Source organism: Ruegeria sp. BB7 (genome assembly GCF_056539365.1).
Map to the genome: position 1 here is coordinate 57958 of NZ_JBQFUV010000002.1, position 18458 is coordinate 76415.

20 protein-coding genes are annotated in these 18458 nt (G+C 55.4%); 14 read left to right on the plus strand and 6 right to left on the minus strand.

Translation table 11 applies throughout. The annotated features are described in order from the left end of the window. Position 1 precedes the first annotated feature (1 nt). Positions 2 to 1564, minus strand: coding sequence for a sugar ABC transporter ATP-binding protein (locus ACR0D7_RS05340; protein ID WP_480678058.1), 1563 nt, complete (start codon positions 1562 to 1564; stop codon positions 2 to 4). Positions 1565 to 1691: 127 nt separating this feature from the next. Next, complete coding sequence (locus ACR0D7_RS05345; protein WP_480678059.1) at positions 1692 to 2363, minus strand: GntR family transcriptional regulator; 672 nt, start codon at positions 2361 to 2363, stop codon at positions 1692 to 1694. A 109-nt stretch (positions 2364 to 2472) separates the two neighbouring features. Here ACR0D7_RS05345 and ACR0D7_RS05350 point away from each other — a divergent pair, with 109 nt between their 5' ends. The 13 genes from ACR0D7_RS05350 to ACR0D7_RS05410 all read left to right on the plus strand — a co-directional run bounded on the left by ACR0D7_RS05350 (position 2473) and on the right by ACR0D7_RS05410 (position 13189). Then, complete coding sequence (locus tag ACR0D7_RS05350) at positions 2473 to 3342, plus strand: SMP-30/gluconolactonase/LRE family protein (RefSeq protein WP_480678060.1); 870 nt, start codon at positions 2473 to 2475, stop codon at positions 3340 to 3342. A gap of 25 nt (positions 3343 to 3367) precedes the next feature. Next, positions 3368 to 4402, plus strand: coding sequence for a sugar ABC transporter substrate-binding protein (locus ACR0D7_RS05355; RefSeq protein ID WP_480678061.1), 1035 nt, complete (start codon positions 3368 to 3370; stop codon positions 4400 to 4402). Positions 4403 to 4489: 87 nt separating this feature from the next. After that, entirely contained in the window at positions 4490 to 6013 is a 1524-nt protein-coding gene (locus ACR0D7_RS05360; RefSeq protein WP_480678062.1) for a sugar ABC transporter ATP-binding protein, read from the plus strand. A gap of 41 nt (positions 6014 to 6054) precedes the next feature. Continuing rightward, positions 6055 to 7011, plus strand: coding sequence for an ABC transporter permease (locus ACR0D7_RS05365; RefSeq protein WP_480678533.1), 957 nt, complete (start codon positions 6055 to 6057; stop codon positions 7009 to 7011). Between the two features lies 1 nt (position 7012). Continuing rightward, complete coding sequence (locus ACR0D7_RS05370; RefSeq protein ID WP_480678063.1) at positions 7013 to 7801, plus strand: SDR family NAD(P)-dependent oxidoreductase; 789 nt, start codon at positions 7013 to 7015, stop codon at positions 7799 to 7801. 22 nt (positions 7802 to 7823) lie between these two features. Continuing rightward, positions 7824 to 8318 carry a lactoylglutathione lyase family protein gene (locus ACR0D7_RS05375; RefSeq protein ID WP_480678064.1) on the plus strand — a complete coding sequence of 165 codons (495 nt, stop codon included), beginning with the start codon at positions 7824 to 7826 and terminating at the stop codon, positions 8316 to 8318. After that, positions 8311 to 9342, plus strand: a complete 1032-nt coding sequence (locus tag ACR0D7_RS05380) for a C-terminal binding protein (protein WP_480678065.1) — start codon at positions 8311 to 8313, stop codon at positions 9340 to 9342. Before ACR0D7_RS05375 ends, ACR0D7_RS05380 begins: the two co-directional genes overlap by 8 nt. Before the next feature lie 12 nt (positions 9343 to 9354). Then, positions 9355 to 10044, plus strand: a complete 690-nt coding sequence (locus ACR0D7_RS05385) for an RraA family protein (protein ID WP_480678066.1) — start codon at positions 9355 to 9357, stop codon at positions 10042 to 10044. Beyond that, positions 10025 to 10945 carry a 2-dehydro-3-deoxygalactonokinase gene (locus ACR0D7_RS05390; protein ID WP_480678067.1) on the plus strand — a complete coding sequence of 307 codons (921 nt, stop codon included), beginning with the start codon at positions 10025 to 10027 and terminating at the stop codon, positions 10943 to 10945. The genes ACR0D7_RS05385 and ACR0D7_RS05390 overlap by 20 nt, the downstream gene beginning before the upstream one ends. After that, complete coding sequence (locus tag ACR0D7_RS05395) at positions 10942 to 11568, plus strand: 2-dehydro-3-deoxy-6-phosphogalactonate aldolase (RefSeq protein WP_480678068.1); 627 nt, start codon at positions 10942 to 10944, stop codon at positions 11566 to 11568. The genes ACR0D7_RS05390 and ACR0D7_RS05395 overlap by 4 nt, the downstream gene beginning before the upstream one ends. Then, a complete protein-coding gene (locus ACR0D7_RS05400; RefSeq protein ID WP_480678069.1) occupies positions 11565 to 12266 on the plus strand; it encodes an SDR family NAD(P)-dependent oxidoreductase in 702 nt (233 codons plus the stop codon). Before ACR0D7_RS05395 ends, ACR0D7_RS05400 begins: the two co-directional genes overlap by 4 nt. A gap of 10 nt (positions 12267 to 12276) precedes the next feature. Next, a complete protein-coding gene (locus ACR0D7_RS05405; RefSeq protein WP_480678070.1) occupies positions 12277 to 12795 on the plus strand; it encodes a 2,4'-dihydroxyacetophenone dioxygenase family protein in 519 nt (172 codons plus the stop codon). Further along, a complete protein-coding gene (locus ACR0D7_RS05410; protein ID WP_480678071.1) occupies positions 12776 to 13189 on the plus strand; it encodes a methylglyoxal synthase in 414 nt (137 codons plus the stop codon). Before ACR0D7_RS05405 ends, ACR0D7_RS05410 begins: the two co-directional genes overlap by 20 nt. 24 nt (positions 13190 to 13213) lie before the next feature. Here ACR0D7_RS05410 and ACR0D7_RS05415 read toward each other — a convergent pair whose 3' ends face one another. The 4 genes from ACR0D7_RS05415 to ACR0D7_RS05430 form a co-directional block, all read right to left on the minus strand. Beyond that, entirely contained in the window at positions 13214 to 14359 is a 1146-nt protein-coding gene (locus tag ACR0D7_RS05415; RefSeq protein WP_480678072.1) for an alpha-hydroxy acid oxidase, read from the minus strand. 47 nt (positions 14360 to 14406) lie between these two features. Beyond that, complete coding sequence (locus ACR0D7_RS05420; RefSeq protein ID WP_480678073.1) at positions 14407 to 15690, minus strand: TRAP transporter large permease; 1284 nt, start codon at positions 15688 to 15690, stop codon at positions 14407 to 14409. Between the two features lie 10 nt (positions 15691 to 15700). Beyond that, positions 15701 to 16186 (minus strand): TRAP transporter small permease, encoded by a 486-nt coding sequence (locus ACR0D7_RS05425; RefSeq protein ID WP_480678074.1) that lies wholly within the window; start codon positions 16184 to 16186, stop codon positions 15701 to 15703. 78 nt (positions 16187 to 16264) lie between these two features. Further along, entirely contained in the window at positions 16265 to 17263 is a 999-nt protein-coding gene (locus ACR0D7_RS05430) for a TRAP transporter substrate-binding protein (RefSeq protein ID WP_480678075.1), read from the minus strand. A 133-nt stretch (positions 17264 to 17396) separates the two neighbouring features. Here ACR0D7_RS05430 and ACR0D7_RS05435 point away from each other — a divergent pair, with 133 nt between their 5' ends. Further along, on the plus strand, positions 17397 to 18071 hold the full coding sequence (locus ACR0D7_RS05435; protein ID WP_480678076.1) for a GntR family transcriptional regulator: 675 nt from the start codon (positions 17397 to 17399) through the stop codon (positions 18069 to 18071). The last annotated feature ends 387 nt before the right edge of the window (positions 18072 to 18458 follow it).

An 18458-nucleotide genomic window follows, 5' to 3' on the forward strand; every position in this document is an offset into this window, starting at 1 on the left:
GTCACGACGCGACTCCTTTGTGTTGGGATGGCTGTGCAGCCGAGCGATAGGCGTTCCCGGCGGCCATTTGTAGAAGTACGCTTTCACTGGCGTCTTCGGCGGCGATGTCGCCCATCAGACGACCCTCGTGAACGACAAGAATGCGCGAGGACAGCGAAACCAATTCCGGAAAATCGGAAGACACCACCAGAATCGCCATTCCTTCTGCCGCTTGGCGGAGCAGCTCTGTGTGGATCTGAAATTTCGCGCCCACATCGACGCCTTTCGTAGGTTCTTCCACGATCAGAAGGTCAGGTGTGCGCTTGAGCCATTTGGCCAGCATGATCTTTTGCTGATTTCCTCCCGACAGAGCGCCGACGTCATCAGTGATCCCACTGGCTTTGACGCTAAATGCATCAATGGCAGCGTTGCTGGCTTTCTTTATTGACGCCTTGCACATGATGCCCAAGCTCGCGTGTTCAGAAAGACTTGCGGCGATCAGGTTGTCGCTGAGCGATTGTTCGAGAAACAGACCTTCGGTCTTTCGTTCTTCCGGTACAAAGCCTATGCCAAGGCGCATTGCGTGGCGCAGGGAAGTGAGCTTCACGGGCGCCCCGCGCAGCTCGACAACCCCCTCGGCTCCCGGCATCAATCCAACGATTGAGCGGACAATCTCGCTTCGGCGCGCTCCCATTAGCCCGGCCATGCCGACTATTTCGCCGGCCTTAATCGAAAATGAGATGTCTTCGAATTCACCTGAGTGCGTCAGGCCTTTGACGGTAAGGACATCGTTCCCTTTGACATGGGCTGATCTGTTGACATCACCTGGATGTGCGCCCCCAATCATCTCTGCAACTACTTGTTCCTGAGAGGTGTCAGCCACTGGCAAAGTGCTGATATGGCGTCCATCCCGCAAAACGGTAATTCGATCGGAAATTTGGAATATCTCGTCCATGTGGTGACTGACATAGACAATGCCGATACCCTTTTTTGTAAGCCCGCGAAGTACGTCGAACAATGCGTCCACTTCGTCAGGAGCCAGCGCTGATGTCGGCTCATCCAGCAAAAGAACGCGTGAATTCAGGGATAGCGCCTTGGCAATTTCTACAATCTGGCGGGTGCTGATTGGCAGGCTGTCGACGGGCAATGAGACGTCGATGTCCAGACCGAACTCTGCCAAAAGCGCTTCGGCCCGGCGGCGCAGTTCCGGCCAGTCAACGACACCCAAACGGGTCGGAGCTCGTCCGGCATAGATGTTTTCAGCGACAGAAAGAGCACCAGCCAGGCTGAGTTCTTGAAACACGCAACTGACGCCAAGCGATTGCGCGTGCGACGGATTTTCAATTCGGCGTTCATTGCCGTTACACAGAATTCTTCCTGCTGACGGTTGATGAAGCCCGTAGAGCAGACCCAAGCACGTGGATTTGCCTGCGCCGTTTTCACCGCAAAGCGCATGCACTTCACCTGGGCGCAGTTCGAATTCCAAATGATTAAGAACAACATTTGCACCGAAGCTTTTGCTAACCGCATCCAATCGGATCAGGGGCAGCGCGTTCCTCGGATCAAGAATCGAAGCTGACGTCATTGTATTCCTCCCAAGTTCTAATTGGCATCTGAGATATCAGATGTCAATTACTTTGTGGTGAAGCTAAGGACGGCATGAAGAAGGGCAGCCCTTCGCAGGACTGCCCCTTGAAACGAGTTAGCGTTGATTAGGAGGCCTTCGCGCCCTCAAGTACGATCGAAGCACTTTCATAGGCCTGCCGAGTTCGATCAATGTGCTCCACCAGAAGCAATTTAATCTTCGCCATATCACCTTGACGCACCGCGACCGCGATTTTCTGATGTTCTTCGAATGAAAGCTCTGTGTGCTGCGGTAGTTTGGATAAATGGGTCCGCAATGCGGCGATCTTACCAATGTAGCGCGTATAGCTTGCGGTCAAATAGTCGTTCCCGGCGTGCTCAAAGATCAATTGGTGAAAAGCGGTGTCCAGAGCCAGGTACTCTCGTTCATCGCGGCGGGATCGTGCGCGCGCCATGTCTTTCACAATTCTCTCCATACTGTCGGCCAGCCCATCAGGGTCCCTTGATAGCGCCAGTTCAAATGCGGCGGTCTCGATGGCCTGCCTGAAGTCGCAGATTTGCGTTACTTCAGACCCGGAAAGGGAGAATACGCGTGCACCTTTTTGCGGTTCGATACTAACGAGCCCTTCATCACGCAGTTGGGCCAACGCTTCGCGAACCGGCGATTTGGAGACACCAAGCTCCTCCGATATCTTACGCTCAGACAGAATCTGACCCATCTTTAACGAGCCGTCGATGATACTGTTTCTCAAATGCTCCAAGGCAAGTTCTCGGAGAGATTTGGGTCGTTCCAAGGTCATAAATGGAGTCTCCAAAAAAATGTGTTGCATGACAGAAGATATCTGATACACCAGATAAGGCAAGCTGGAATATCAGATATCAGATTGACTGGAGGGGAGCCAGTTTGAAATGCGCGCAGAGTTAGTTCTTGATTGCAGAAATGAGCATGGGGAGGGGATCTTCTGGAACCCTGCTGATGAGCTTGTCTGGTGGACCGATATCGAAGGCCGCGCGCTTTGGTCTTACGATCCGTCGACTTTGAAGAGCGCCAAGCACCCTATGACAGAGCGTGTCTGCTGTTTTGCTCCTCGCGCAAAAGGGGGCTTGATTGTTGCCTTTGCTGATCGGGTCGTTCTGTTTGATCTGGACACAAACGTGGAAACGCTTGTTGCCCGCTTCGAACCCAATAACGCAGAGACGCGACTGAACGACGGACGGACAGATCGGCAGGGAAGGCTGATCGTCGGTGGGATGAACGAGGTGTCCGGAGCCCACGATTCGTCAGTTTTGTGCATCGACACAGACCTCTCCGTGCGGACAATCATCGAAAAGGTATCTTGTGCAAACTCTGCCTGTTTTGCCCCAGATGGCAGAACGATGTTTTTTGCGGATACACCAGACCGGGAAATCGTAGCCTTTGACTACGACACCGCCACTGGTTCGGTTTCTGACCGACGCATTCACGCTTCATTCAAGGACGAACCGGGGCTGCCCGACGGGTCCTGTGTCGATGCCGAAGGTGGTGTCTGGAACGCCGAGTGGGAAGGTCGCCGCGTTGTTCGCGTAGCCCCGAACGGCGCGATTGACCGGGTCATAGAAATTCCTGTCTGGAAGCCCACCTGCTGTGCCTTTGGTGGCCCGGAACTCGACACGCTCTTCATTACGACCTCGCGCCTGATGAGTGACGAGGACGCTCTATCAAGAGAACCGGAATCTGGCGGCTTGTTCGCAGTCAAACCCGGCGTTTGCGGCGTGCTCGACACGCCATTCAACGGATAATGAAAAATTTCTGGAGGAGAATAAAATGCTGAAAACACTTATGAATACGACGATGGCCGCTGGTTTCGCCGTGCTCGCCTCTGTCGTTCATGCGGAAGAATATCCGACCCCTATCCCGCTCGAAGACGGTGCGCAGGCTCCAATTGATGCGATTGCTCCAAAAAACGAAAAGTTCCGCATCGCCTACATGCCGCCCGCAACCGAGTTCAACTACTACATCGCAATTGGCGAGGGTATCAAAGCGGTTGCGGCTGAAGCGGGCGTTGAAGTCTTCATGTTGGCCCCACAATCGGGTGCTGACATCAACGGCCAAATGGGCATGATCCAGGACGTGCTGACCCAGGATGTGGATGCGATCATCTTTGGCACCCACGATGAATTTGCTGCCGCGCCCCTTCTCAAGCAGGCGGTCGACAAGGGTATGGCGGTGTTGATGATCAACTCGGATATCCCGAACTTTCCGACGCCGATCCACGGCGTGGTCGGGTATTCGCAGCGAAACGGCACACACGACATAGCTGATTGGGCCATCGAGAATTATGGCGACAAACCTTTGAAGGTTGGCATCATTGAAGGTCAGCCTGGGTACCACTCGACCGAGCGTGTTGGAGGTTTTCTCGACGGTATCGACGGCAACGAAAACTTCGAAGTGGTCGTGTCCATTGACGGCAAATGGAATGTCGAAGGTGGCAATACCGCTGGTATGGATATCCTACAATCGCATCCCGACCTCGACATGATCTTTGCTGCAAATGACTACATGATCATCGGGGCATCGTTTGCAGCCAAGGCGCTCGGGCGCTCCGACATTGTTCTGCTCGGGAACGATGGCGATACCTCGGGTCTGGAGGAAATCGCAGCGGGCAACATTACTGCGACCGTTAATACCTCGCCGTTCCTTATGGGTCGGGCGGCTATGCAGGCGACGATTGATGCATTGAACGGCACTTATCCCGGAGGATGGATCGAAACGCCAACCTCCATCGAAGATAAAGACGGTGCTGTCGCAGTGCTAAAGGAGCCTGAAAAGCTCTTCCCGCAGCCGTCTAAAGAATACTGAGCGTTCTCCCTGCTCCTCGGTGGCATCTTCGTGTGCTGCCGGGGGCGAAAAAAAGCTGAGTTTCCCGTTCAAGTTGAGGCCCCCAAGATGACAACAGAAATGCCCCTTTGGGAGTTTGTCGATATCACCAAGGCCTATCCCGGCGTTTTGGCGAATGACAAAGTCTGTATCAAGCTTATGCCCGGTTCGATCCATGGGCTGCTTGGCGAGAATGGTTGCGGTAAGTCCACGATGATAAAGACGCTGTCCGGCGTGCAGCAACCTGACAGCGGCCGGATTCTTCACAACGGGCAACCGGTGACAGTCGGTGACCCACAGGTTGCACGCGATTTGGGCATAGCAACGGTTTTTCAGGAGTTCTCGATCGTTCCAACACTGTCTGTTGGCGAGAACATATTCTTGGGCAACATGCCCCGGTCGAGATTGGGGGTAATAGACTGGGGTAAGGTACACGACGAAGCCGCCCGTGTTTTGGCAGAGATGGACGTCGATGTTTCACCCAATGCCATCACCGGCACGCTTTCAGTGGGTGAGCAGCAGCTTGTCGAGATTGCCAAGGCTATTGCGATGGACGCCCGTATGATCATCCTCGACGAGCCCACGGCTGCTCTGGGCGAGGACGAAATCGAACGCCTGCACCAGTTGTTGCGCAACATGCGCGGCCGCGGAACAGCTATTCTTTATGTTTCCCATCGCTTGGATGAGGTGGAGCGGATCGTCGACGAAGTAACGATCCTGCGCAATGGGCGCGTCGTGCGAGCCAGTGGCGAGACGGAAATCAACGTCTCTGAAATTGTCAGCGCCATGGTCGGGGAAGACATAGGTGAGCACTACCCAAAAGAGCAGAATGCAACCCACGAAGTTGTTCTCGAAGCGAGCGGGCTTGCAACCAATGCCGGAGTGACGGATGCATCCTTTGCGCTCCACAAAGGTGAAGTGCTGGGCCTGGGCGGCGTGTTGGGAAGCGGGCGCACGGAAATCGTAAGGGCCCTGTTTGGAACAGATGAGATTGTTGCCGGTCAGGTCATATTAAAGGGCAATCCAGTCCGGTTCGGTCGGGAAATCGACGCGATCCGCGCTGGTTTGGCCTTGGTTCCGGAGAACCGCAAATATGATGGCTTGTTCTTCAATTTCCGGGCCAGCGGTAACATTACCGCAGCGTCGCTTGGCGGGTTGAGCCGGTTTGGTGTCTTGGACCTTAAGGCTGAGGAACACGCTACGCACGACCTGATCCGCGATCTGGAGATTTCAACTCAGGCTGAGGAAAAGACAGTCAACTTCCTTTCCGGAGGGAACCAGCAGAAGATTGTGATCGCGCGTTGGCTGTTCTCGGATTCGGAGATCCTGATCCTTGATGAACCCACACAAGGGATCGATATCGGCGCCAAGATCGCGGTCTACAAGTTGATAAACAAGCTGACCCGCGCGGGTAAATCCATCATCCTGATCAGTTCGGACCACGATGAGCTTTTGGCGATGAGCGATCGAATCGCCATCGTGCAGCACGGCACGATCACGCGCACCGTGGATGCTTCGGAACTGACCCATGATGACCTGGTTCGGGCCTCCGCCGACACCCCACATCTCAAGCCTGAGGAGGTTTTCGCATGAAGCGGATCTTTGACACTCAATTGATCGGACCTTTCGCGGCCATGGTGATCGTTGCCCTAATTGTCGCGCTCACAACAGAGCGGTTTCTGAATCCGGGCAATCTTTCGAACCTTTCCTTGCAGGTCAGCATCGTGGCGCTCATTGCCATCGGTTCTACGATCGTGATTTTCGCCGCCGGCATCGATTTGAGTTCCGGTTCCATGGTGGCTTTGCTGACCATGATCCTTGCTCAAATGCTGAAGTTCCTTGGCATTCCGCTTGTGCTGGCACTCCCGCTTATCCTTTTCGCCGGTGGATTGCTGGGGCTCTTCATTGGCTTGATTACAGCTTACGGACGCATACCGTCGTTTATTACTACACTGGCAGCGCTGATCGCATTCCGTGGTCTCGCTCTGACCTTCAACAATGGCTCACCGATCTTTTCGCTCGATCCCGCGCTTGAGCCAATCTTTTACGGTAAGTTGTTTGGCATTCCGCTGCCCTTCTTCTATCTCGTTTTCTTCTATGCACTTGCGGCATTTGCGATGAATTTTACAAAGCTGGGCCGCGAAATCTATGCCGTTGGCGGCAACCCGGCCGCCGCCGTTCTGACCGGCATCAACGTGCGCAAGGTGCAGACAACAACGTTTGTTATTGCAGGGTTCATGACCGCCGTAGGCGCGATCCTGATGTCAGCACGCTTGAACTCCGGCTCCCCTAATTATGGGCAAACGCTTGAATTGCAGGCGATAGCCGCAGCAGTGGTCGGAGGTGCCAGTCTCGCTGGAGGGCGCGGCAACATCCTCGCCACTCTGATGGGAGCCATGACCATCGTGATTGTCCAGAACGGCTTGAACCTGAATGCAGCACCGTCATCTGTTCAGAATATCGTGCTGGGACTGATCATCCTTCTGGCCGTTGGCATCGACATGTGGCGGGCTGAGATTTCTGCCCTGATGGCGCGCATTTTCGGGCGCGCGTCGTCCGCTCAGACATCCAGTGTGAAAAAGGGAGCATGACATGGACCTTGGGCTGAAAGACAAGCTTGTCCTCGTCACCGGCTCTGGCTCTGGGATAGGGAAGGCGACTGCGAAAGTCTATTTGCAGGAAGGCGCACGTGTCATTGTTCACGGTCTGACGGAGACCGAAGTGAGTGCCTGCGTGGACGACCTTGCCACCTTGGGCGACGTTACAGGGATGGCGGCGGATCTGACGAACACGACTGACTCAAGCGCGCTGGCAGAGTTCGCGCAAATGCAGGGTGATGTTGATGTCCTCGTTAACAATGTCGGCATCTTTTCGGTCAAACCATTCGAAGACCTGACTGATGATGACTGGATGCACTATTTTAACATCAACGTCCTGTCTGCAGTTCGGATGAGCCGGGTTTTCCTGCCTGCTATGCTAAAACGTGGCATTGGGTCGATCATCAATATGGCAAGCGAAGCCGCGGTAAAGCCTCTGCCTCAGATGGTGCACTACTCAGTCACTAAAACTGCCATGTTAGGTCTCACCCGTGGCATGGCAGAGCTCACCAAGGGTACGCAGGTACGGGTTAACTCCGTCCTGCCCGGTCCGACATGGACCGAAGGGGTAGAGGCCTACTTCGATGGTCTTGCGGCTCAAAAAGGCGAACCGCTCGACACAATCGTGGACAACTACTTCAAATCTGACGAGCCCACCTCGCTGATCCAGCGGTTCGTTCAACCGGACGAAGTCGCCCGCATGATCGTCACAATCTCAGCCAGTACCGCCTCCAATGGCTCTGCGCATCGGATCGAAGGCGGCATCGTTCGAAACATTCTCTGACATTCTAACAAAGGAGCCTCCCATGGTTGCACTTACATTCTCTCACATCGGCATCACGGTTCCGGACCTGGAAAAAGCTGTGGAATTTTATTCCAAGGCGTTCGATCTCTACGTGCTGATGGAACCGACTGAAATTCTCCACGACGATAGCGCCATCGGTCAGATGTGTGACGATGTGTTCGGGGCAGGTTGGGGAAGTTTCCGCATCGCGCATTTGTCGATGGGGTGCGGTGTCGGCATCGAATTATTCGAATTTCCGAAAACCGTCGAAGAAGAACGCCCGTTTGAATACTGGCGCAGGGGTCTATTTCACTTCTGCGTTCAGGACACGGATCTGGAAGGGCGGATCAAAATTATCGAAGAATTGGGCGGTCGCCAGCGCATGGAACAGGTGCGTAAGTATTACCCGGGCGAAAAGCCATATCGCATGGTCTACATGGAAGACCCGTTTGGCAACATTTTCGAACTCTACAGCCACTCGTACGAGTTGACATATTCGGCGGGCGCCTATGTCTGATCAGCCGACATTCGTTCCACGGACGGATCGGCCAATAGTCGTGATCACCGACTACGACTTTGGCAATGTCGATGTGGAAACCGAGATCCTCGAAGCGGCCGGTGCCGAAGTCATCGCGCTTCAGGCCAAATCCGAAGAGGACCTTTTTGAGGTCGCGCCGCACTGCGCTGCGATGATGAACCAATATGCCAAAATCGGCCAGCAAACTATCACGCTGATGGAACGCTGTGAGGTGATCGCGCGCTATGGTGTTGGTGTCGATATTGTCGATGTCGGCACGGCCACCGAACGAGGCATTCTGGTGACCAATGTGCAAAACTACTGCACCGAAGAGGTCGCAGATCATGCGATCTCCCTATGGCTGACACTTGCCCGCAAACTGCCAGACTATGACCGCGCAACGCATGCGGGGATCTGGCAATGGCAAAGTGGGCAACCGGTATTTCGCTTGCGCGGACGCACAATGGGTGTCGTGTCGCTGGGCAAGATCGGACAGGCCATCGTGGCACGGGCGCGGGCCTTCGGCGTCAATGTCATTGCCTATGATCCCTTCCTGCCGGCAAATGTCGCCACGTCGCTGGGAGTGGAGTTGGTGTCCAAGGCAGATCTTCTGGCACGCTCCGACTATGTCCTGATGCAGGCGCCTATGACGCCTGAAACTCATCATTTTTTGTCGGATGCGGAGTTCGCTTCGATGAAGCCGGGCGCAATCCTGGTGAACACGGGTCGCGGCCCAACTGTGGACAACATGGCCCTCTACCGCGCTCTGACCAATGGCCACCTGGCCGCCGCCGGCCTCGATGACCCCGAAGAAGAACCGGCCAAGCGTGCCAATTGGAGCCCGGATGACAACCCGCTCTTCACGCTGCCCAACGTGCTCGTGACACCACACGCCGCCTACTACTCCGAAGAATCCATACGTGCCGCCCGGGTCACCGCAGCAACGCAGGTGGCCAAGGTGCTCACAGGGCAAAAGCCAGACTACACCGTCAATGCCGAGGCATTGGCCGCAACACCCGCATAACAGGAGACAAGAATGCCAGACGTTAGTAGTGACCTCAGGGTCTTCAATGACTTTGAACGAAACCCGAATCTGCTCAAGAAATTCGACAAGGTGCTTGAGGCCTATTCAGCAGCAGCCATCTTTGCCGATGTTCAGTACCGCACCGGTGTGATGGACAGCGCTATCAAACCCGCATTTCGCGCCAAGGTTACGGGCCAGGCCGTCACTGTGCAGCTTTCCAAAGGCGACCTCGTTGATCCTCTGAAAGCCTTGGAGATGGGCCAACCCGGCGACGTGATCGTTGTGGATGCGGGTGGCGACGTCAATACGTCGGTCTGCGGCGGGCTCATGGGCGGGCTGGCGCAGAACCGGGGCATTCGCGGCATGATCGTAGATGGTACGGGACGCGATACGGACGAATTGGAAGACATCAACTGGCCCATCTGGACACGGGCGATCACCCCGCGCGGAACGCACACGATGTTTTCTGGACGCAAGGACGAGCTTTCGATCAACGTGCCGATTGCCTGTGGTGGCGTGGTCGTAAACCCGGGTGACTTCATCGTGGCCGATTTGATGGGTGTGGTCGTGGTTCCACAGGAACTGGCCGAAGAAACCGTGCGCCTTGCCCAGGAACAGGCTGACCGCGAAGAAGAAACCCGCAAGTGGGTCGCCAAGGGAAAAACCGTCGAGGATCTTTTAAATGAATTCGGCCGTATCTGAACCAGCCCTTATCGGTGTCGATTGGGGAACGTCTTCTCTCCGTGCTTTTCTTATTGGTGCGGAGGGTGAGGTCATTGACGGTGTCTCTTCACCCGAAGGCATCATGCAGGTTTCTGGAAAGACCTTCGAGGCGGTCCTTGGTCGTCTCATTGGTCCTTGGGTTGCGCAGATTGATCTGCCGATCCTTGCATCTGGCATGATAACCAGCCGGAACGGATGGGTTGAGACGCCCTATGCCGAAATGCCGCTTGGCGCTTGTGGTCTTGCGAGGGCTTTGGTGCCACATGATGCCGATAGCGGAGCCCGGATTCACTTTGTGACGGGGGCATCCATCGAGCACGCGGGCGGCCCGGACGTGATGCGCGGCGAGGAGACGCAGATTATTGGCGCGTCCGCGCTTGGCCTGAACGACGGTACTTTCGTAATGCCGGGCACGCACAGCAAATGGGTCCAGGTTGCGGATGGGCAAATCGTGGATTTCTCAACGTATATGACGGGCGAGATCTTCGCTGCTCTCAAGGGGCACACGATCCTTGGCACGTTGATGGAGGATCACGACTTCGACGTAGCTGCCTTTGAAACCGGCGTAGCTGCGGGCCTCGAAGGGGGTTCTAATCTATTGCACAATTTGTTTCACGTTCGGACCCTTCCACTCATGGGCAAAATCCCCAGGGTCGCTACGGCTGATTACTTATCCGGCCTTCTGATAGGTTCGGAGGTTGCGGCTGCAACCCGCGCTGTCGAAAACATCGGCACCGTCACCCTTGTGGGACGCAGCGACCTGTCAGACCGCTATGATATTGCCCTACGGGCCGCGGGGCTGGAAACCCGCCGAGCGCCGGATGACATCGTCGCCAAAGGGCATTTTCTTATTGCCCGCGCAGCGGGGCTTTTGGGATGATCGACCTCACCGCGGCGCTGGCCGAAAACCCACTGATTGCAATCTTGCGCGGGCTGGAACCAGAAAACGCGTTACCAGTTGCGGGTGAGCTGATTGAGGCCGCCTTTCGTATCGTCGAAGTTCCGCTGAACTCTCCTGATCCGCTGGAGTCGATCGCTCGAATTGCCAAGCATTATGGCGCGCAAGCCGTCGTAGGGGCAGGCACAGTCCTGACCGCTGAGCAAGTCGATGCGGTTGCTGATGCAGGCGGGCGGATCATAGTCTCACCGAACATGAACCCGGATGTGGGGCGTGCCGCGGTTGCGCGGGGTCTATATTGGTGTCCGGGCGTCGTGACCCCGTCCGAGGCCTTGGCCGCCTTGGATCTTGGTGCCTCTGTTCTAAAGTTCTTTCCAGCTGAGATGGTGCCGCCGACCGCTATCGCCGCCATGCGTGCGATTTTGCCTCAAGAGGCTGTCATTGCTGCGGTGGGGGGGATCACACCTGAAACAATGGCCGCGTACCAGGCAGCCGGGACAAACGGGTTCGGATTGGGATCGGCCCTGTTCAAGCCGGGCCGTGCATTGGATGATATTGGCGCACGTGCGCGTGCTTTCACCCAAGCTCTGAAAGATCAAGGATGAAACAAGCCATTGTCACCGGAGGCACCCGAGGTATCGGCGCGGGTGTGGCGCGGTCGCTTGCCGATGCTGGTTGGTCCGTTATCGCCGCATCCGTGTCGGACTCCGAGCTGGATGCCTTTGCTCCTCAGGCCGGGATAACAACACAGCTTCTCGATGTGACAGATCAGGCTTCGGTCGATGCTGTGTTCGGCAACCTCAGGCGCCTCGACGCTTTAGTGAACTGCGCGGGGATTCTGCTCAGGGGTGAAGAATATGATATCGACGTCTTTGCCAGGGTTCTTGATGTAAACCTGACCGGGACGATGCGCTGCTGCCTCGCCGCGCAACCGCTTTTGGTCAAGCAGGGTGGGGCAATCGTTAACACCGCGTCCATGCTCAGCACTTTTGGCGGCCCACTGGTCCCGGCCTATTCCGCCTCAAAAGGTGGGGTCGCACAACTCACCAAGGCATTGGCAGGTCGCTGGGCCGAAGACGGCGTCAGAGTAAATGCCATTGCACCGGGCTGGATCGAGACGGAAATGACCCAAGGTCTTCGGGACGACCCAGATCGAACTGAAGGTATCATGGCGCGTACGCCTATGAAACGATGGGGTAAACCTGAAGAGGTTGGCGCGCTTGTACGCTGGCTTCTGAGTGAAGATGCCAGCTTTGTCACCGGGTCGGTTTATCCGGTCGACGGTGGCTATCTGGCAATGTGAGGAGAGGCCAATGAAAAACGACGACACTGCCCGAATGCCGTATCAGTTGCCGTTCCCAAAAGATGCACAGGAAGAGATTGTGATACCGAACGCGGTCTCCGAGGACGAAAGGCTCTGGGTGCCGCAGGCCGAAAACGTATGGTTCCGACCCCTCTGCCTCAATCGGTCACAAGGCTATTGGATGAACCTGCTGAAGGTCCGAAAGGCTGGTGTCCTTTCGCGCCATCGTCACCCGCAACCTGTCCACGGCTTTGTTCTGAAAGGACGCTGGCACTACTTGGAACATGACTGGGTCGCCGAAGAGGGCGGCTATGTCTATGAACCACCGGGTGAAACACACACGCTGGTTGTTCCGGATGACGTTGAAGAGATGATCACCTTTTTCCAGGTCAACGGTGTGATGTGCTATGTCGATCCATGGGGCGAGGTGCAAGGCTACGAGGATGTGTTCACAAAGATCGAACTTTGTCGAAAGCACTTCGCCGAAGTTGGTCTTGGGGAGGACTACGTTGAACAATTCATCCGGTGACTGCCCGTGTTTTGCGCTTGTTGCGCATGACGCAAGAAAAGACGAGATCGTAGCTTGGGTTGGCCTTCAGAAGACCCGGCTATCAGGAGTTAGTATCGTATCGACAGGTACGACTGGCGGCCGTATCAAAGAAGCCTTTCCTGAGTTAAATGTGACTTGTTTGAAAAGCGGTCCGCTTGGTGGCGACCAGCAGATTGGTGCAATGATCTGCGAACAGATGCTCGACGCTTTGATTTTCTTCGTCGATCCACTCTCACCTATGCCGCACGATGTGGATGTAAAGGCTTTGACGCGACTTGCCACAGTATACGATCTTCCAATGGCGTGTTCGCGGTCAACGGCTGATTTGATCGTCCAGGGTCTGCGTGGGAACAAAGGCGACACGCATTCCTAACGCTCTCCGGTTCCAGGGGATTGTTCAGTCGTTGTTCAGAAGGAAACGGGCAAGGTGGTCAGGATTTTCAACGCCCAACTGACTCATATTGGCCGTCATGTCAGCTCGCAAAATGTGCACGAGGTGATCTATGCCCGGTGCACCAAATGCCGCGACCGCATACTGAAATGCCCGCCCGACCATGACGAAATCGGCCCCTTTGGCCAAAGCGCGCATGATATCCAGGCCCCAGGCCACACCAGAATCGTATATGAGTGGGACATCCGGTCCGACCGCATCTCGGATTTTTGGTAACTGGTCAATTACGGCAGGTCCAGCTTCGAATTGGCGGCCGGAATGATTTGAAACCCAAATGCAATCTACGCCCTCGGCCACCATTTTTACAGCATCCTCCGACCGTAAAACGCCTTTGACGACAAGATGACCATCCCATTCGTCGCGCAATTCTCGCAGATATTGCCAATCGGGAATGCCCCGGATCAGAGCGCCCGCGTGCGTAAAGCTCTCGCGACCGCGTTGCGGCACATAGTCATCAAAGAACCGCATGCGCGGCATGATACCTTCAAGCATATGGGCAAGGCACCAAGCCGGCCGTGTGGCCATTTCAGCAAGCGTGCGCAAGTCGGCCTTCGGCGGGACGGTCAGGTTTGCACGTCTCTGGCGTTCGCGCCTGCTTTCTTCCGGGACATCGACAGTCATAATGAGTGTGTGAAAGCCAGCGGCCTTGATCCGTGGCAGCATTGCCCGGCGCAATTCTGCAGAGTTCACTGGGTAGTGCTGAAACCATCCGTTTTGGCCGATGTACGGGGCGACATCCTCCGGTGAGGCGACCGCGACGCTGGACAGTGAAAACGGGATGTTGTGCTCGACAGCTGCCTGCGCCAGCATCCGTTCCGCACCAGCCCACAACAATCCAGACATACCGACAGGCGCAATTCCAAACGGAAGATCGTACGTCTGCCCCAGCAGTGTCGTTTGGAGGTCCGCTTTGGTTCGTCCACACAGCACGCTGGGCATGAATCCGATAGCATCAAGCGCATTACGATTCACGCTTTTACCCAGCTCTCTGCCTGTTGCGCTGTCGAGATACTCGAAGGCAAACTTCGGGATGCGCTTTTGCGCAGTTTTCCGAAGATCTTCTATCGACGGGTGGGATAGGTCCAAATCCATCCGGGTCCTCTGGTTTTGTTGTCTAACGTTTGAAACGCCTCAGCCGGTCACCAAAGGGATGGCAGGGCCAGGGAAATTGCGGGCACATAGGTGATGAACATCAACAGGATCAGCATGCCGGCAAAGAATGGCAGGATCGCCCGGCTGAGGCTTTCGATGGAGACCTTCGAAATGCTGCTGGCCACGAACAGGTTTACGCCCAAAGGTGGTGTGCAGAATCCGATGGCCAGATTGACCGTCAAAATGACGCCAAAGACGATAGGATCGACACCCAGCGCGGTTGCAACCGGCAGTAGGATCGGCGTCATGATGATGATCGACGAAATCGTCTCCATGAACATACCGATCACCAGCAAAAGCAGATTGATCAACAACAGAATGATGATCGGATTGTCGGACAGGCTGGTGATCGTTGTGGCGAGTTCTGTCGGGATTCTTGCAAGCGTGATCAGTCTGCCAAAGGCGGTTGCCATGATCACAAGTATCAGAATGGTCCCGCTGGTCTTTGCACTGCCCGCTAAAACCTCTGGAAGGTCCTTAAGAGTGATGTCTCCATAGACGAAGATGCCGATGAAAGCGGCATAAACCACGGCCACGGCACCGGCTTCGGTTGGGGTGAAGATGCCGCTATAGATGCCCCCAAGGATAATCACGGGTACGAGAAGCGCCCAGATGGAAGACCGGAAGCTCTGCCAGACACCCGGGCCTGAGAACGCGGTTGTCGATTGCTGAACAACAGCGTCCTTTCGCAGCAGGATGCGGGCGACCAACATGAACATGAGGGCAAAAAGGACGCCAGGAACAACACCTGCGAGGAACAGCTTGCCGATCGAAACCTCGGCAGTAACGCCGTAGATGATGAAGGGAATACTTGGCGGGATCATAACGCCGATCATCCCCGAGGATGCTGTCAATGCGCCGCTGAACTTACGCGTATAGCCGACCTTTTCCATCTCTGGGATCATGTTCGATCCGATAGCGGCTACGGTTGCAGGAGACGAGCCGGATATCGCGGCAAAGAAAACACAGGCGAGCACGTTCACATAAGCCAGCCCACCCCGGATGTGACCTATCAGTGCATTGGCGAACCCTACCAGTCGACGGGACATTCCGCCGTGCTGCATCAGGTCGCCCGCGAGGATGAACAAGGGAACGGCGATCAGCGGAAATGAGTCCGCGCCTGTTACCACTGAGCGCGCCAGAAGAACCATCGGTGGCGTGCCATCCACGAATACCATCACGATCATGGTCGCAAGACCCAGACAGATGCCAATCGGCACGCTGAAGAGCAGAAGGGCGAACAGTGTCAGGAAAAGCGTTGTTGCAAGCATGCCGGGCTCCTCACGCTTTGGTCCCTGCGATCAGGCGCAGGGTTCGGATCAGATGTTGAGTGACGCGGATCGCGGACAGGCCCGCACCAACCGGCGCTGAGGCATAAAGGATCGGGATTGGCAGCCCCAGAACAACCGAGGTCTGGCTGGCCACAAAGGGTTGCCGGATCAACTTGATGCATTCAATTGTCAGAACGATCAGAAACCCAAGAACCAGAAGCGCGATCGCAACATCCGCATAAAGCCTCGCCCGCTCGCTGAGGACATCACGCAGGACTGTAATGCGCACATGATCGCCGGTGTGGAAGGCATAGCTGACACCAAGCCAGACAAACCAGACGAATAGCCAAAGTGTTAGCTCTTCACCCCATGAAAGAGAGGCATTCATGATGTAGCGCATGAACACATTGCCGAAAATCAACACGACAATCGCGGCCAGGAGCGCACTGGCCAGGACTTTTTCGGCATTCATATCGATCCATTTGATAGCCGACATCGTTCACCTCCCCTTGAACGAAAGGGGCACCCGATCCCGGATGGCCCGGGTGCCCGGATTGACAGAGTATTGCGTGGGTCAGCTTCCGCTTGCTGCGGATACCGCCGCGACCCAAGCGTCGTAGGCTTCTGCGCCAACTTCATCGCGATACTTCAGGCGAACGCTTTCGGTTTTGTCGGCGAAAGCCTGTCTCTGCTCTGCAGTCAGTTCCAGAACCTCGACACCAGCGGCACGGATCTGTTCCAGTTGTTCCGCATCTTCGCTGGCGACCAGTTCGGCCTGATAATCACGTGCGGCGGCCATCGAGTCCCGGACCAGTTGCTGATGCTCCGCGGGCAGCGAGTCAAAGAATGGTTTGGAGATGACCGGCATGTAGACCGCAAAGACATGACCCGTGGTTGATAGGTACTTCTGCACCTCGTAGAAACGCTGTGAGGTAATGATCGCCAGCGGGTTTTCCTGCCCGTCGATCACGCCTTGCTGAAGGGCAGAGTAAACCTCGCCGAAGTTCATCGGTGTCGGGTTAGCGCCGAGTGTCTCGAATGTTGCCACATGCGCCGGAACCTTCATCGTGCGCAGCTTGACGCCTTCAAGGTCTTCGGGTGTTTCAACCGGGCGGACATTGTTGGTCACGTTGCGAACGCCCAATTCAAGCCAACCAAGACCGACGAGCCCCTGATTTTCGACCCGTCCGAGCATTCCGTCTCCGGCCTCACCATCCAGAACATCAAAGGCGATGTCTTTGGAAGCATACATGTAGGGAAGCTCGATCACCGCAAAGGCCGGATCCCAACCTGCGAAGAACGAAGACGGGGGAATGGCCATTTCAAGAACGCCGGTTTGAACACCTTCGATCATCTCGCGATCCGGGCCCATCTGCGAGGATGGAAAGATCTGGACATCGATCTCGCCATTCGAACCGGTCTCAACCAGTTCTTCGAATTTCAGGAGCGCACGATGCATGTGGAATGCTTCGGCGGCACCGTGCCCAACTTTGATAACTGTTTCGGCCGAGGCCGCGAAGGCAAGTCCGGTCGACATGGCGACGGCAAGCGCGAATGTGGATTTGTTGAACAAGGTTTCCTCCCATAAATTGTTCAGTCTTTTTACGATCTTTCATCTGACATATCAGATACAATATATAAATCAATGCTGGACGTGATAACCTGAAACAGTAGAGTGGTCAGATACCTTAAATACGGCAGGGAAAATGCAACTTAAGCGACCGGATTCATTGAGTAAAATTGCGGAAGCGGAAATCCGGAGAAACATCGTGCAGGGTGTCTTTGGGTTGGGCGAGTCGCTGCAGGAAGCCAAACTTTCAACGGCCATGGGCATCAGTAAGACGCCGATTCGCGAGGCCCTTGCTGCGTTAAACCTTCAGGGTCTTGTGCAGATCGTTCCGCGGCGCGGAGCATTTGTTTTCACTCTATCTCACGAGGATGTCGTGCAACTCTGTAGATATCGGTTGATCCTCGAAACAGCGGCTATGGATCAGGCGCTTGTTGAAAACCCTTCTGCCTTGCTTGATGAACTTACGGATTTAGTTTCCGAGATGACTGACGCGCGGAAGACGGATGATTTCGAACGCTATCTCGAGTTGGACGCAGCTTTTCACGACGCATTTTTCAGACATTGTGGCAACAGCTACCTGCGGGACGGATATCAGAAAGTCAGTGATATCGTCCGCACAATGCGCACGTATTTATCAAAGCGCCCGGATCGCACTGCCAAATCTTTGAAAGAACATGATGCAATCACTGCGCATCTGCGTGAGGGCAAAGTGAAAGCCGCAAAGAACATCTTGAGCCGCCAAATCACGCGTGGAGAACGCTCTTACTCGGATCTGGCTGGCAACGAGCTGCCGTCAGAGAAGAAGCGGTAAGATTCCAGTTTGCCAACTACCCGTTCATTGCGCGCCCAAATATCGCTGCGCTTGGACTGAATGGCCGAATTGTCTTCCACCAAGCGGCGTGATCTTTCGCGCGATTGCATCAAAACCGCCGCTGCATGCGTACGCACAAAATGGTACTGCCGAGTTGGGCTCGGACCTGCCATGCGGTCGTGCGGCGAGATGCTCGGTTTCAAACCATTCTGAACGTCCGCTATCACTGTCTTGGCACCATCTCATCGCACTGGCGGCGAATAGCCAGAATCCGCCCTTAGTGGCCATCCTGAAATTGTCAACTCAATGGCAAAGAGAAAGCCCACTAAAAGTGTTTTGTTTCTGGGATATGCGCCCCCATATCCATTTTTTGGAATGCCGGTTGCC